The sequence below is a fragment of the Streptomyces sp. NPDC042346 genome (assembly GCF_055581845.1).
Window position 1 is genome coordinate 1 of sequence record NZ_JBVJEH010000007.1, and the last position, 14873, is coordinate 14873.

General features: G+C 70.2%; 12 protein-coding genes, 1 rRNA gene and 1 riboswitch. Of the genes, 12 read left to right on the forward strand and 1 reads right to left on the reverse strand.

Features of this window, described 5'->3' with window-relative positions:
• The 11 genes from rrf to ACZ6K0_RS26200 form a co-directional block, all read left to right on the forward strand.
• A 5S ribosomal RNA gene (gene rrf, locus ACZ6K0_RS26150) occupies window positions 1–92 on the forward strand; the annotation flags it as partial.
• Between the two features lie 148 nt (window positions 93–240).
• Window positions 241–849, forward strand: a complete 609-nt coding sequence (locus ACZ6K0_RS26155) for a CDP-alcohol phosphatidyltransferase family protein (protein ID WP_376397250.1) — start codon at window positions 241–243, stop codon at window positions 847–849.
• 115 nt (window positions 850–964) lie between these two features.
• Window positions 965–3460 carry a sugar phosphate nucleotidyltransferase gene (locus ACZ6K0_RS26160; protein WP_376397247.1) on the forward strand — a complete coding sequence of 832 codons (2496 nt, stop codon included), beginning with the start codon at window positions 965–967 and terminating at the stop codon, window positions 3458–3460.
• Between the two features lie 101 nt (window positions 3461–3561).
• Complete coding sequence (locus ACZ6K0_RS26165) at window positions 3562–4491, forward strand: DUF881 domain-containing protein (protein ID WP_376397244.1); 930 nt, start codon at window positions 3562–3564, stop codon at window positions 4489–4491.
• Window positions 4488–4820, forward strand: a complete 333-nt coding sequence (locus ACZ6K0_RS26170; RefSeq protein ID WP_015032176.1) for a small basic family protein — start codon at window positions 4488–4490, stop codon at window positions 4818–4820. Before ACZ6K0_RS26165 ends, ACZ6K0_RS26170 begins: the two co-directional genes overlap by 4 nt.
• A gap of 5 nt (window positions 4821–4825) precedes the next feature.
• Window positions 4826–5797: a DUF881 domain-containing protein gene (locus ACZ6K0_RS26175; RefSeq protein WP_469577101.1), complete on the forward strand. Its 972-nt coding sequence runs from the start codon at window positions 4826–4828 to the stop codon at window positions 5795–5797.
• An 81-nt stretch (window positions 5798–5878) separates the two neighbouring features.
• Window positions 5879–6820 carry an FHA domain-containing protein gene (locus ACZ6K0_RS26180; RefSeq protein WP_376397307.1) on the forward strand — a complete coding sequence of 314 codons (942 nt, stop codon included), beginning with the start codon at window positions 5879–5881 and terminating at the stop codon, window positions 6818–6820.
• Between the two features lie 29 nt (window positions 6821–6849).
• Window positions 6850–7593, forward strand: coding sequence for a transcriptional regulator FtsR (ftsR, locus tag ACZ6K0_RS26185; protein WP_469232654.1), 744 nt, complete (start codon window positions 6850–6852; stop codon window positions 7591–7593).
• Window positions 7594–7646: 53 nt separating this feature from the next.
• The gene (locus ACZ6K0_RS26190) at window positions 7647–8120 is read left to right on the forward strand and encodes a bifunctional nuclease family protein (RefSeq protein ID WP_015032172.1); all 474 of its coding nucleotides are present in this window, start codon (window positions 7647–7649) and stop codon (window positions 8118–8120) included.
• Window positions 8121–8355: 235 nt separating this feature from the next.
• The gene (locus tag ACZ6K0_RS26195; RefSeq protein WP_376397235.1) at window positions 8356–8973 is read left to right on the forward strand and encodes a MerR family transcriptional regulator; all 618 of its coding nucleotides are present in this window, start codon (window positions 8356–8358) and stop codon (window positions 8971–8973) included.
• 202 nt (window positions 8974–9175) lie between these two features.
• Window positions 9176–10618, forward strand: coding sequence for a DNA polymerase IV (locus ACZ6K0_RS26200; RefSeq protein WP_469232652.1), 1443 nt, complete (start codon window positions 9176–9178; stop codon window positions 10616–10618).
• Between the two features lie 540 nt (window positions 10619–11158).
• Here the strand turns inward: ACZ6K0_RS26200 and ACZ6K0_RS26205 are convergent.
• Complete coding sequence (locus tag ACZ6K0_RS26205) at window positions 11159–11533, reverse strand: PRC-barrel domain-containing protein (protein ID WP_376397229.1); 375 nt, start codon at window positions 11531–11533, stop codon at window positions 11159–11161.
• A 113-nt stretch (window positions 11534–11646) separates the two neighbouring features.
• Window positions 11647–11746: riboswitch (glycine riboswitch) on the forward strand.
• A 176-nt stretch (window positions 11747–11922) separates the two neighbouring features.
• On the opposite strand from ACZ6K0_RS26205, the gene gcvP reads away from it, so the two are divergent.
• Window positions 11923–14808 (forward strand): aminomethyl-transferring glycine dehydrogenase, encoded by a 2886-nt coding sequence (gene gcvP, locus ACZ6K0_RS26210; RefSeq protein ID WP_376397226.1) that lies wholly within the window; start codon window positions 11923–11925, stop codon window positions 14806–14808.
• The last annotated feature ends 65 nt before the right edge of the window (window positions 14809–14873 follow it).

The window sequence follows — 14873 nt, forward strand, 5'->3', positions numbered from 1 at the left end:
CGCCCGGTTACATTCCGAACCCGGAAGCTAAGCCTTTCAGCGCCGATGGTACTGCAGGGGGGACCCTGTGGGAGAGTAGGACGCCGCCGAACAATTTTTAGCCTCAACCCCCGGACTTCTGTCCGGGGGTTGAGGCATTTTTGCGTTCTGCCGGCAGCCGGGACCCTGTGCGCGGCCGCGTCATGGCTGAGGGTAGGGTCAGGGGGCAACGTCGGTACCATCCCAGCAGGAGGCCCCCGGGTGGAGGTCCAGGAGACTCGCGTTCAGACCGACCGGGTTCTCACCATCCCCAACATTCTCAGCATGGCGCGTCTTCTCGGCGTGCCGCTGTTTCTGTGGCTCATTCTCCGTCCCGAGTTCGGCGGCCCGAACAGTGACGGGTGGGCGCTGCTCGTCCTGATGCTCAGTGGCGTCAGCGACTATCTCGACGGCAAGCTCGCCCGGCGCTGGAACCAGATCAGCAACCTCGGCCGGCTGCTCGACCCCGCCGCTGACCGGTTGTACATCCTGTCCACGCTCGTGGGGCTCACCTGGCGCGAGATCCTGCCGTTGTGGCTGACCGCCGCCCTGCTGGCGCGCGAACTGATGCTCCTGGTCATGGTGTGGATCCTCCGGCGGCACGGGTACCCGCCGCCGCAGGTGAACTTCCTCGGGAAAGCTGCGACTTTCAACTTGATGTACGCGTTCCCGTTGCTGCTTCTCAGTGACGGAACGGGCTGGCTTTCGTCACTCGCTGAAGTTTTCGGGTGGGCCTTCGCCGGATGGGGTACAACTCTGTATTGGTGGGCAGGGATCCTCTACGTGGTCCAGGTCCGTCGACTCGTGAAGGCGGATACCGCGGCCGATTGAGCCCGTCCGTCCCGTGCCGAGCAACGTCGCCGGCAGGACGAGGACGCCCGAGGGCCACCGAGCGGACAGGTGAAGTCGGCAGGACCGTCGTCTCTTCAAGGAGGACGCTTCCGACATGAAGGCCGTCGTGATGGCCGGTGGCGAAGGAACCCGACTTCGCCCCATGACCTCGAGTATGCCCAAGCCTCTTCTGCCGGTGGTGAACCGGCCGATCATGGAGCATGTCCTGCGACTGCTCAAGAGGCACGGTCTCAACGAGACCGTCGTCACCGTACAGTTTCTCGCCTCACTCGTCCGGAATTACTTCGGCGACGGCGAGGAGCTCGGGATGGAGCTCACGTACGCCAACGAGGAGAAGCCTCTCGGTACAGCGGGCAGTGTGAAGAATGCCGAGGAAGCGTTGAAGGACGACGCTTTCCTCGTCATTTCGGGGGACGCGCTCACAGATTTCGATCTGACCGATCTCATCGCCTTCCACAAGGAGAAGGGCGCCCTCGTCACCGTCTGCCTCACGAGGGTGCCGAATCCCCTGGAATTCGGGATCACCATCGTGGACGAAGAGGGAAAGGTCGAACGTTTCCTGGAGAAGCCGACCTGGGGACAGGTCTTCTCGGACACGGTGAACACGGGCATCTACGTCATGGAGCCCGAGGTCTTCGACTACGTCGCCGCGGACGTCTCCGTGGACTGGTCGGGTGACGTCTTCCCTCAGCTCATGAAGGAGGGCAAGCCGATCTACGGCTATGTCGCCGAGGGCTACTGGGAGGACGTCGGCACGCACGAGAGTTATGTGAAGGCCCAGGCGGACGTTCTCGAGGGCAAGGTCCAGGTCGACATCGACGGCTTCGAGATCTCGCCGGGCGTGTGGGTCGCCGAAGGCGCCGAGGTGCATCCCGACGCCGTGCTCCGCGGGCCGCTCTACATCGGCGACTACGCCAAGGTCGAGGCCGGTGCGGAGATCCGGGAGCACACGGTCATCGGGTCGAACGTGGTCGTCAAGAGCGGCGCCTTCCTCCACAAGGCCGTCGTGCACGACAACGTCTACATCGGGCAGCAGAGCAATCTGCGCGGCTGTGTGATCGGCAAGAACACCGACATCATGCGGGCCGCCCGGATCGAGGACGGCGCCGTGATCGGGGACGAGTGCCTGGTCGGCGAAGAATCGATCGTGCAGGGGAACGTCCGGGTCTATCCGTTCAAGACGATCGAGGCCGGTGCCTTCGTCAACACGTCGGTCATCTGGGAGTCCCGGGGGCAGGCGCATCTCTTCGGGGCGCGCGGGGTGTCCGGCATCCTCAACGTGGAGATCACGCCGGAGCTGGCCGTGCGTCTCGCCGGCGCCTATGCCACGACGCTCAAGAAGGGCGCGACCGTCACCACGGCTCGCGACCACTCCCGGGGCGCGCGGGCGCTGAAGCGGGCGGTGATCTCGGCGTTGCAGGCCAGCGCCATCGACGTACGGGACCTGGAGAACGTACCGCTGCCCGTGGCCCGGCAGCAGACCGCGCGGGGAAGCGCCGGCGGGATCATGGTCCGGACGTCGCCCGGTGTGCCGGACTCCGTCGACATCATGTTCTTCGACGAACGCGGGGCGGACCTCTCGCAGGCCGGGCAGCGGAAGCTCGACCGGGTGTTCGCGCGGCAGGAGTACCGGCGGGCCTTCCCCGGGGAGATCGGTGACCTCTCCTTCCCGGCGAGCGTCTTCGACTCGTACACCGGGTCGCTGCTGCGGAACGTCGACACCTCCGGGATCGCCGAGGCGGGGCTCAAGGTCGTCGTGGACGCCTCCAACGGCAGTGCCGGGCTCGTCCTGCCCAGCCTGCTCGGACGGCTCCAGGTGGATTCGCTGGTGATCAACCCCGGGCTCGACGAGTCCCGACCCACCGAGTCGGCAGAGAGCCGGCGGGCCGGGCTCGTACGGCTGGGGGAGATCGTGGCCTCGGCGCGGGCGGCGTTCGGGGTGCGGTTCGACCCCGTGGGCGAGCGGCTCTCGCTCGTCGACGAGCGGGGGCGGATCATCGAGGACGACCGGGCGCTCCTGGTGATGCTGGACCTGGTGGCGGCCGAGCGGCGTTCGGGGCGGGTCGCGCTGCCCGTGACGACCACGAGGATCGCCGAGCAGGTCGCCGCGTACCACGGCACGCAGGTCGAATGGACGACGACCTCGCCCGACGACCTCACGCGCGTGGGTCGTGAGGAGTCGACGATCTTCGGCGGTGACGGGCGCGGCGGGTTCATCGTGCCCGAGTTCAGCAGCGTCTTCGACGGAGCGGCCGCGTTCGTGCGGCTCATCGGGCTGGTGGCGCGGACGCAGCTCACGCTCAGCCAGATCGACGCGCGGATTCCGCGGGCGCACGTCCTGAAGAAGGACATCGCGACCCCGTGGGCCGTGAAGGGGCTCGTCATGCGTCGGGTGGTGGAGGCGGCGGGCAGCCGGTCCGTGGACACCACCGACGGAGTGCGGGTGGTCGAGGCCGACGGGCGCTGGGTGATGGTGCTGCCCGACCCCGCTGAGGCCGTCACCCATCTGTGGGCGGAGGGCCCCGACGACGCCTCCGCGCAGGCGCTGCTCGACGAGTGGGCCGAGGTGGTCGACAGCGCAGGTCGCTGACGGGGTCGGGCTGTACGGCCGGGAGGCGCTCTGGGGGTGCCTCCCGGTCCGTTGCGGGGGCCATTCGGCGGTAGGCCGTGCGACGTGCGACGATGTGCGGCATGTCGCAGCAGCCCCCCGTTCGGAGCACCGGATCACCGCCGCCGCGCCCGGACGCGTCGATGTCGCTGCTGAACAACGTGATCGACCACGCGCTCGACGACGGCTACGCCGAGGCAACGGCCCGGCGCGCGGCCGAGGGCGGCGGCAGGCCCCGTAGCCGGCGGGCGAATCTCGCTGTCGCCGCGGGTCTCGTGCTCGCCGCCGCCGTGGTGACCGTGGGTGTGACGGAGGCGCGGCTCTCGGCGCCGGTGGTGGCCAAGGAGCGGCAGGAGCTGATCGACCGGATCGAGGGGGAGACCTCCGCCGCCGATCAGCTGGAGGCCGATGTCGAGCGGATCCGGGTCGAGGTCGGGGACCGGCAGCGGCAGGCGCTGGAGGAGCACGGCGGGGACCAGGCCGAGCTCGTCGCGCTGCTCTCGGGTGCGACCCCGGTGCACGGTCCCGGGGTGAAGCTCGTCGTCGACGATGCCAAGGGCACTGACACCGGTGGCGGGGGGCCGCGGGAGAGCAGCGGTTTCTCCGACACGGGCCGGGTCCGCGACCGGGACATGCAGCGGGTGGTCAACGGCCTGTGGGAGTCCGGCGCCGAAGCCGTCTCGATCAACGGCCAGCGGCTGACGTCGCTGTCCGCGATCAGGGCCGCCGGTGACGCCATACTGGTCGACAACAAGCCGCTGGTGCCGCCGTACACCGTCCTCGCGATCGGGGACGGACAGCGGCTGAGCACAGCGTTCCAGGACAGCGCCGACGGGCAGTATCTGCACGCGCTGGTGGAGAACTTCGGGATCAGGAGCAGCATCTCGGCCGAGGGCGACGTACGCCTGCCGGCCGCGCCGAGCCTGACCGTACGTACAGCAGAGCCGAGGGGGGCCGGGGCGGCGACGCCGTCCGGGCGGGCCACGGCCGACACAGGGAAGGGCACATCGTGATCGCCGTACTGGGCCTGATCGTCGGAGTCGTGGTCGGACTGTTGGTCCGGCCCGAAGTGCCGGCGGTGGTCGAGCCCTATCTTCCGATCGCCGTGGTCGCCGCTCTGGACGCGGTCTTCGGCGGCCTGCGGGCCATGCTCGACGGCATCTTCGTCGACAAGGTCTTCGTAGTGTCGTTCCTCTCGAACGTGGTCGTGGCCGCGCTGATCGTCTTCCTCGGCGACAAGCTGGGCGTGGGCGCGCAGCTGTCGACCGGTGTGGTCGTCGTGCTCGGCATCCGGATCTTCTCCAACGCGGCCGCCATCCGGCGCCACGTCTTCCGGGCGTGAGTCCGATGAGCGAGAACCCCGAGATGCCTGAGAACTCCGAGGACCCCGAGAACTCGGCCAGGCCCGAGAACTCCGCCGGGCCTGAGCAGCCCGCGAGGTCCGAGGGTTCCGCGAACCCCGAGGGCTCTGAGAAGTCCGTGAGCTCGGAGAAGCTCCCCAAGGCGCCGAGCTCGCAGGACTCCGAGGAGTCCCGCCAGGGTGAGAAGGCGGGGGAGCCCGCCGAGCAGGCCGCGGCGGAGGCTCCCGTCGCCGCCGGGCCGAGCGGGCGGCGCAGGCTCGCCGCCGCTCTGTGGCCGCCGCGGGTCACCCGCGCCCAGCTCATCGTCGCGCTGCTGCTGTTCGTCCTCGGGTTGGGGCTTGCCATCCAGGTCTCCTCGACCAGCGAGAACAGTGCCCTGCGCGGGGCGCGGCAGGAGGACCTGGTGCGGATCCTCGACGAGCTCGACGACCGTACGCAGCGCCTGGAGGACGAGAAGGCGCGGCTGGAGAAGCAGCGCACCGAGCTGGAGTCCAGCTCGGACCAGGCCGAGGAGGCCCGGAAGCAGACCCAGGAGAAGGAGCGACAGCTCGGGATCCTGGCCGGCACGGTGGCCGCCGAGGGGCCGGGGATCACCCTGACCGTCGGCGACCCCAGCGGGGCCGTCGAGTCCGACATGCTGCTCGACGCCATCCAGGAGCTGCGCGCGGCGGGTGCCGAGGCGATCCAGGTCAACGGCGTGCGGGTGGTGGCGGACAGTTATTTCACCGGTAGTGGTGACGACATGCGGATCGATGGAACGAAGGTGGCCGCTCCGTACGTCTTCAAGGTCATCGGCAAGCCGGAGGATCTCGAGCCCGCGCTCAACATCCCCGGCGGTGTCGTGCAGACCCTCGAGAAGGAGCAGGCCACAGCCGCGGTGGAGCGGGCGCCGAAGATCGTCGTCGACGCCTTGCGACCCGCGAAGCGGCCTGACTACGCTCAGTCGTCCTCGCAGTGAGACGGGGGACGAGGGGGTCCCGCGACAAGGGCATGACGTTGCGGGGGGTCGGCGCACCACAACGGTGGTGCGTGGTGGAAACTGTCCGGAGGATACGGACGTTGTGAAGGTGTCCGGGTCGGCAGGTGTGATGGATTTCGGTTCGTCCTGCCCCACGGGCGGGTCTGTTTCGGTCAAGGGGAATCGCCCGTGAAGTTGTTTGCGAAGTTGTTCGGCAAGAGCGCACGCGAGGACGGCGGCAACGCCAGGCACCGCGCGCCGCGCCATGCCCAGAGCGAGGAGCAGGGCGGCGAGCGCCCGCTCTTCCGCGATGAGGTCGACGGTCAGGGCGGTGACATTTCGGGCGCGCAGGGCGCGTCTTCTGTTGACCCCGCCGGGGCCGGACGCATAGGTTTCGGGGAACCATCAACCTCAAGTACGGGTGGAGGGTTTACCCCCGACCCGTACGCGACACAGACCTCCGCGGGCCTGCCGCGGGGGGAGGATGCGTCCATGCCGGTGTGTACGAGGTGCGGTCACCGCAACACGGCCGACAGCCGCTTCTGCTCCCACTGCGGTACGCCGCTGCGGGGCGGGGTCGCCGCCGAGCGTCCGTCCGAGACGACGTCGACGATCTCCATCTCGGGGCTCGAGGCGTACGACGCGGAGGTCACCGGCCAGACCGCGCTTCCGTCGCTGTCTCCCGAGGCGCTCGCGGCCGTGGAGGCCCTGCCTCTCGGTTCCGCGCTCCTCGTGGTGCGCCGGGGGCCGAACTCCGGCAGCCGGTTCCTGCTCGACGGAGAGCTGACGACGGCCGGCCGTCACCCGCAGAGCGACATCTTCCTGGACGACTTCACCGTCTCCCGGCGCCATGTCGAGTTCCGGCGGGCCCAGGACGGCAGCTTCACCGTCGCCGATGTCGGCAGCCTCAACGGCACGTACGTCAACCGTGAGCCGATCGAATCGGTCGTTCTGTCCAACGGCGACGAGGTGCAGATCGGCAAGTACCGGCTGGTCTTCTATTCGAGCCAGCGGGGCGTGTGACGCCTCGGAGAAGCCTTCAGGGAAGGTCCATGCTGCGAACACCGACGGGCGGTGCCGGATCCGGCACCGCCACCGAGGGCGACCGGCTGGTGAGCATCGGCACGGTGCTGAACCAGCTGCGCGACGAATTTCCCGAAGTGACGATCTCCAAGATCCGGTTCCTGGAGGCCGAGGGGCTCGTCGAGCCCCGCCGGACGGCGTCCGGGTACCGGAAGTTCAGCCCGCAGGACGTGGAGCGGCTCGCTCAGATCCTGCGGATGCAGCGGGACCACTATCTTCCGCTGAAGGTCATCCGTGAGCATCTTGACGCTCTCGCCCGGGGCGAGCAGGTCAGTCTCCCGGCGCCCGGGCGCCGGGGGGAGCTGATCGACGGGCCCTGGGACCAGGAGGGCGAGCGTCCCACCGCCGTACGCATCGGCCGGGCCGAGCTGCTCGCCGCCGCCGAGGTGACCGAGACCGAGCTCACCGAGTGGGAGTCCTTCGGTCTGATCGCCGAGGTGCGGGGCGGCGGCTACGACGCCGAGGCCGTCACCATCGCCAGACTTGTCGCGGATCTGGGGAGATTCGGTCTCGAACCCCGGCATCTGCGGGGTGTGAAGGCGGCCGCCGACCGGGAGGCCGGACTCCTCGAACAGATGGTCGCGCCGCTGCGCCGGCACCGTAATCCGCAGACCAGAGCACATGCGGAGGCCACCGCGAAGGAGCTCGCCGAGCTCTCCGTGAGGCTCCACGCGGCCTTCGTTCAGACGGCTCTGGGCATCCGGCTCCCGTGATCTTGGACGGGCCCGACTATCCAAACCGGTCGGGCACGTCCTAGGGTTGCTGTGTGAACGAGCTCGACGTTGTGGGTGTCCGGGTGGAAATGCCCTCCAACCAGCCGATCGTGCTCCTGCGGGAAGTGGGAGGCGATCGGTACCTCCCTATCTGGATCGGACCGGGTGAGGCGACCGCGATCGCCTTCGCCCAGCAGGGGATGGCCCCTCCGCGGCCGCTGACGCACGACCTGTTCAAGGACGTGCTGGAAGCCGTGGGGCAGGAGCTCACCGAGGTCCGCATCACGGATCTGCGTGACGGGGTCTTCTACGCCGAGCTGGTCTTCGCCAGCGGCGTCGAGGTGAGCGCCCGGCCGTCCGACGCGATAGCACTGGCCCTGCGGACCGGGACGCCGATCTACGGCAGCGACGGTGTGCTGGACGACGCCGGTATCGCGATTCCGGACGAGCAGGAGGACGAGGTGGAGAAGTTCCGCGAGTTTCTCGACCAGATCTCACCGGAGGACTTCGGGACCAACAGTCAGTGAGACGTGCGGCCGGAGGCCGCTTGCGAGGCCGTCGTGCGGGCCGGTCGTGAGGGCCCGTCTGCGCGCCGTTCGCGGGGTGCTGTCAGAGCATTCGAGTAGCCTTTCCCCGGGGAGAGACACGGCAAACCACTCTCAGGGTGATTATCACTCGGCGTGCCGAGTGTGGCGATCGTTGACGCACCCCGAGTGACTGCCTACCTTCGTGTGGGCAGGTCAAGGACGGAGGGTCGGCGTGATGAGCAGCGCGGACGGTACGGCAGGGAGTTCTCTCGGGCACATGTCCGGGGAGTCCGGTCCGTATCCGCTTCACGGCAGTGTGGGCGACTTCGGAACGGACGCGAGTTCAGGCCCGGCGGGCGAGGTGGTCGGCTACCGCGGCCCCACGGCCTGCGCGGCCGCCGGCATCACCTATCGCCAGCTGGACTACTGGGCACGCACCGGGCTCGTGGAGCCGAGCGTGCGGCCCGCGTACGGGTCGGGGACCCAGCGGCTCTACAGCTTCCGCGACGTCGTCGTATTGAAGATCGTCAAGCGCTTCCTCGACACCGGGGTGGCCCTGCAGAACATCCGGGCGGCGGTGCAGCACCTGCGCGCCCGGGGCTTCCGCGATCTGGAGCGCATGACGCTCATGAGCGACGGGGCCACGGTCTACGAGTGCTCCTCGCCCGACGAGGTCGTCGACCTGCTCCAGGGCGGTCAGGGCGTCTTCGGGATCGCCGTCGGGGTCGTCTGGCGGGACGTGGAGGCGGCGCTCTCCCAGCTGCACGGGGAGCGGGTCGACACGGGCGAGACGCTGGTCGGGCACAATCCGGGCGACGAGCTGGCGAGGCGGCGGCGCGACAAGGCGGTCTGACGGGCGCTTCGGCGCGCTCCGGCGCGCTTCTGGGGCGCTCTGGGGCCTGTGAGGGCTCGTGAGGGGCTCGTGAGGGCTGTTTGTCCTCCGTGTGGCTTGTTCTTCTGCGGGGCGGCCGTCTGTGGCTCCTGTGGGGTGTCTGTGGCTCGTGGGTCGTCAGCGATTCCGGCCGTTGTCAGTGGCATGGGGCAGCATCGGACATGTGAGAGCCGCGCCGACGATCCTGCATCTCGACATGGATGCGTTCTTCGCCGCCGCCGAGCAGGCGGCGAAGCCCAGCCTGCGCGGAAAGCCCGTCGTCGTCGGCGGCCTCGGGCCGCGCGGAGTGGTCGCCACCGCCTCGTACGAGGCACGCCGCTTCGGGGTCCACTCGGCCATGCCCATGGGGCAGGCGCGGCGGCTCGCGCCGAACGCGGCCTATCTCGTGCCGCGCTTCGCCTTCTACCGGTCGATCAGCGAACAGGTCATGGAGCTGCTCGGGCGGCTCTCGCCGCTCGTGGAGCCGCTCAGCCTCGACGAGGCCTTCGTGGACCTCGAAGCCGGCGGCCTCGCCGACGACAGCGCGAGCGCGCGGGCCGTCGGCGAGCGGCTGCGGGCGGGCATCCTGGCGACGACGGGGCTGACGGGGTCGGTGGGGCTCGCCGGGTCGAAGATGATCGCGAAGATCGCCTCCGAGGAGGCCAAGCCGGACGGGCTCGTCCTCATCGAGCCGGGCACCGAGAGGGAGCTGCTCGGGCCCCGGTCGGTGCGGATCCTGCCGGGGGTCGGGCCCGCGACGGGCGAGCACTTGCGGCGTGCCGGGATGACCACGGTCTCCGACCTGGCGGAGGCGGGCGAGGACGAGCTCGTACGGCTCCTGGGGCGGGCGCACGGGGCCTCGCTCCATCGGATGGCCCAGGGGTACGACGACCGGCCCGTGGTGGCCGAGCGGGACGCAAAGTCGGTGTCGGTCGAGGACACCTTCGACGTCGACCTGCACGACCGCGTGCGGATCAGGACCGAGGTGGAGCGGCTCGCGGAGCGGTGCGTGGCGCGGCTGCGGGCCTCCGGGCACTCGGGGCGCACGATCGTCCTCAAGGTGCGGCGGTACGACTTCTCGACGCTGACCCGGTCCGAGACGCTGCGGGGGCCCACGGACGACCCGGGGGTCGTGCGGGAGGCCGCGGGGCGGCTCCTGGAGGCGGTCGACACGACCGGGGGTGTGCGGCTGCTCGGGGTGGGCGTGAGCGGGCTCGCGGACTACACGCAAGAGGATCTGTTCGCCCAGGCGGAGTCCGCGCAGGCGGAGGAGGAACGGGCGGCGGCGGCCGTGGCTGCCGTGGCGGGGGAGTCGGGCGGGGGCGGTGCGGCAGGGGGTGGTGTGGCCGGCGCCGGGGCTGTGCCGGACGAGTCCGCTTCCGACGCGCCCGGCGCCGGCGCCGGCGCCGTCGCCGTCGAGCGGCGGTGGGCGCCCGGGCACGACGTGCGGCACGCGGTGCACGGGGCGGGGTGGGTGCAGGGGAGCGGCGTCGGGCGGGTCACGGTGCGGTTCGAGGAACCGTGGTCCGCACCGGGGCGGGTGCGGACGTTCTCGGTGGACGATCCGGAACTGGAGCCTTCGGAGCCGTTGCCGTTGGTGCGGGGGGAGTGTCGGGCGGGGGCGTGACGGTGCCGTGGCGTGGCGGTGGCTGGGCGTGGGTTGTGGGGGGTGCGCCCGGCCTTGCGGCCGGGCTGGGGTTCCCACCCGCACCACCCGTGCGGGTGGGGAAGCAGAGGTGCGGGTTTTGGCGTGGGGAGTTCCGCGCCGTTGGCGGCTGGGACCCGTACCGGCCCTGACGGTGCCGGGCCGGCCGAGCTCGTGCCGCCTGTGACGGTGCCGTGAGGCTGAGCCCAGCCGCCTGTGCTGGTGGCGGGGCGGGCTGGGCTCAGCCACCTGTGCCGGGCCGGACTGGGCTGGTGCCGCCTGTGCTGGCGCCGGGCGGGTTGGGCTCGTGCCGCGGCCGCGGCCGCTGCCGCTGCCGCTGGTGCTGGCAGGCCTGGGCTCGTGCCGCCTGAGACCGTGCCGTGCCGTGAGGCCGAGCCCAGCCGCCTGTGCTGGTGCCGGGCGGGCCGGGCTGGTGCCGTTTGTGTTGGTGGCGGGTGGGCTGGCCTTCCCGGGTGCGGCTTTGCCTGAGGGGCGCGTACCCGTCGTGCTTGTGCGTGGGTGTTACGGGCCCTCCTGGCCTGCCAGGTGGCCGAAGTCGGTGTCTTCGGGGTTCTGGGGCGGAGGTGGGAGTGTGAGGCTGTAGTGGCGGTAGAGCTGGAGCTCCTGCTCGGGGGAGAGGTGGCGGCCCACGCCGAAGTCGGGGGCGTCCTTGATGAGGGCGCGTTCGAACGGGATGTGGAGGCCGTCGTCGAGCAGGTCGCTCGGCTCCAGCGGGACGAAGGCGTCCCGGCTGAACAGGCCGGTGCGGACCGCGGCCCATTCCGGGATGCCGGTCGCGTCGTCCAAGTACACCTCGTCCACGGTTCCGATCTTGTTTCCGTTCCGGTCGAACGCCTTGCGGCCGATCAGGCTGCGCGGATCGATGTCGGTCTGCACGGTCCCTCCAACTGGTCGCAACTGCTCTACACCCCTACGAAAGTGCACAACTGGGATGTCGGCCACTTGAGCGATGGGAGCCGCAACCTCGCTGGTAGGCTGGCTGTGGCTGTCGACCCTGTGCGGGAGAGTCCCCCGGAGAAACCTTCCGGAGGGCGCCGAAGGAGCAAATCCTCCCCGGAATCTCTCAGGCCCCTGTACCGCGCGGACGAGGTCACTCTGGAAAGCAGAGCGGTGTCCACGGCATGCGCTCTCACCGACGGTGAAAGCCGGCGTGCCGCGAGGCGTGCCGGTGAAACTCTCAGGTTGAGATGACAGAGGGGGAGGCCGTCCGGGTACCCGCGCCGTGGTGCCCCTCGCAGGTCGTGACGACCAGGAGGCCTCCGTACATGACCGCCAACCGCATTCCGCTCTCCGAACTCGAACAGGGCATCCCGTTCGAGCAGCGGCACATCGGGCCCGACGCCGAGGCGCGGGCCAAGATGCTCGCCCAGGTCGGTTACGGCTCGCTCGACGAGCTCACGGCCGCCGCGGTGCCGGACGTGATCAAGAACGCCGAGGCGCTGGGCCTGCCGGCCGCGCGCACCGAGGCCGAGGTGCTCGCCGAGCTGCGCACGCTCGCCGACCGCAACCAGGTCCTCGCGCCGATGATCGGCCTCGGGTACTACGGCACCTTCACGCCTCCGGTGATCCTCCGGAACGTGATGGAGAACCCCGCCTGGTACACGGCGTACACGCCGTACCAGCCCGAGATCTCGCAGGGGCGCCTTGAGGCGCTGCTCAACTTCCAGACCATGGTCGCCGACCTGACCGGTCTGCCCACCTCGGGCGCCTCCCTCCTCGACGAGGGCACCGCCGCCGCCGAGGCCATGTCCCTGGCCCGACGCGTGGGCAAGGTCAAGAACGGCGTCTTCCTCGTCGACGCCGACGCCCTGCCGCAGACGATCGCCGTCATCGAGACCCGCGCCGAGCCGACCGGTGTCGAGGTCGTCGTCGCGGATCTCAGCCAGGGGATCCCGGCCGAGATCGCCGAGCGCGGTGTCTTCGGCGTGCTGATCCAGTACCCGGGTGCCTCCGGTGCCGTCCGCGACATCAAGCCGCTGATCGACGCCGCCCACGAGCTCGGTGCCATCGTCACCGTCGCCGCGGACCTGCTCGCCCTGACCCTGCTCACCTCGCCGGGCCAGCTGGGCGCGGACATCGCCGTCGGCACGACGCAGCGCTTCGGCGTCCCCATGGGCTTCGGCGGTCCCCACGCCGGCTACATGGCCGTCCAGGACAAGCACGCCCGCTCGCTGCCCGGCCGCCTGGTGGGTGTGTCCGTCGACGCCGACGGCAACCGCGCGTACCGCCTGGCCCTGCAGACCCGCGAGCAGCACATCCGCCGCGAGAAGGCCACCAGCAACATTTGTACGGCCCAGGTGCTGCTCGCCGTCATGGCCGGCATGTACGCCGTCTACCACGGGCCGGCCGGGCTGAAGGGCATCGCGCAGCGGACCCACCGGTACGCCTCCCTCCTCGCCGCGGGTCTCACCGCCGGTGGCGTCGAGGTCGTGCACGGTTCGTACTTCGACACCCTCACCGTCCGGGTGCCCGGTCGCGCCGACTCGGTCGTGGCCGCCGCCCGCGAGGCCGGGGTGAACCTCTACCGCGTCGACGCCGATCTCGTCTCGATCTCCTGCGACGAGACCACCGGGCGCGAGCAGCTCGCCGCCGTGTGGGGCGCCTTCGGTGTCGACGGCGACGTCGAGGCCCTGGACGCGTCCGTCGGGGACACGCTGCCCTCCGGGCTGCTGCGCTCCGACGCGTACCTGACCCACCCGGTCTTCCACGCGCACCGCTCCGAGACCTCGATGCTGCGCTACCTGCGCAAGCTGGCCGACCGCGACTACGCGCTCGACCGCGGCATGATCCCGCTCGGCTCCTGCACGATGAAGCTGAACGCGACGACCGAGATGGAGCCGGTGACCTGGCCCGAGTTCGGCCAGATCCACCCCTTCGCCCCGGTCGACCAGGCGCAGGGCTACCTCACGCTCATCACCGAGCTGGAGGAGCGCCTCGCCGAGGTCACCGGCTACGACAAGGTGTCGATCCAGCCCAACGCCGGTTCGCAGGGCGAGCTGGCCGGTCTGCTGGCCGTCCGCGCCTACCACCGCGCCAACGGTGACCTCCAGCGCACCGTCTGCCTCATCCCGTCCTCCGCGCACGGCACCAACGCCGCCTCCGCGGTGATGGCCGGCATGAAGGTCGTCGTCGTCAAGACCGCCGACGACGGCGAGGTCGACGTCGTCGACCTGCGCGCCAAGATCGAGCAGTACCGCGACGAGCTGTCCGTGCTGATGATCACCTACCCGTCGACGCACGGCGTCTTCGAGGAGCACGTCGCCGACATCTGCGCCGAGGTCCACGAGGCCGGCGGTCAGGTGTACGTCGACGGCGCCAACCTCAACGCGCTGGTCGGGCTCGCGAAGCCGGGCAAGTTCGGCGGCGACGTCTCGCACCTGAACCTGCACAAGACCTTCTGCATCCCGCACGGCGGCGGCGGCCCGGGTGTCGGTCCGGTCGGCGTCCGCGCCCACCTCGCCCCGTACCTGCCGAACCACCCGCTCCAGCCCACCGCGGGCCCGGAGACCGGCGTCGGCCCGATCTCGGCCGCCCCGTGGGGCTCCGCCGGCATCCTGCCGATCTCCTGGTCGTACGTGCGCCTGATGGGCGGCGAGGGCCTCAAGCGCGCCACGCAGGTCGCCGTGCTCGCGGCGAACTACATCGCCAAGCGCCTGGAGCCGCACTTCCCGGTGCTCTACACCGGTCCGGCCGGTCTGGTCGCCCACGAGTGCATCGTGGACCTGCGTCCGCTCTCGAAGGAGACGGGCGTCACGGTCGACGACATCGCCAAGCGCCTGATCGACTACGGCTTCCACGCGCCGACGATGTCCTTCCCGGTGGCCGGCACGCTGATGATCGAGCCCACCGAGTCCGAGGACATCACCGAGCTGGACCGTTTCTGCGACACGATGATCGCGATCCGGGCCGAGATCGAGAAGGTCGCCTCGGGCGAGTGGCCCGCCGACGACAACCCGCTGCACAACGCCCCGCACACCGCGGCCGCGCTGGGCGGCGAGTGGAACCACGCGTACAGCCGTGACGAGGCGGTCTTCCCGGCCGGTGTCTCGCCGGCCGACAAGTACTGGCCGCCGGTGCGCCGCATCGACGGTGCCTTCGGCGACCGGAACCTGGTCTGCTCCTGCCCGCCGATGGACGAGTACGACCACTGAGTCGCTGAGTGCCTGAGTGGCTGAACCACTCAGGCGCCGCGTACGGACCGAGGGCCGGTTCGGAG

Coding starts and splice junctions, on each gene's coding strand:
- ACZ6K0_RS26160 (WP_376397247.1), top strand. CDS start 965: ATGAAGGCCGTCGTGATGGCCGGTGGCGAAGGAACCCGACTTCGCCCC.
- ACZ6K0_RS26165 (WP_376397244.1), top strand. CDS start 3,562: ATGTCGCAGCAGCCCCCCGTTCGGAGCACCGGATCACCGCCGCCGCGC.
- ACZ6K0_RS26175 (WP_469577101.1), top strand. CDS start 4,826: ATGAGCGAGAACCCCGAGATGCCTGAGAACTCCGAGGACCCCGAGAAC.
- ftsR (WP_469232654.1), top strand. CDS start 6,850: ATGCTGCGAACACCGACGGGCGGTGCCGGATCCGGCACCGCCACCGAG.
- ACZ6K0_RS26195 (WP_376397235.1), top strand. CDS start 8,356: ATGAGCAGCGCGGACGGTACGGCAGGGAGTTCTCTCGGGCACATGTCC.
- gcvP (WP_376397226.1), top strand. CDS start 11,923: ATGACCGCCAACCGCATTCCGCTCTCCGAACTCGAACAGGGCATCCCG.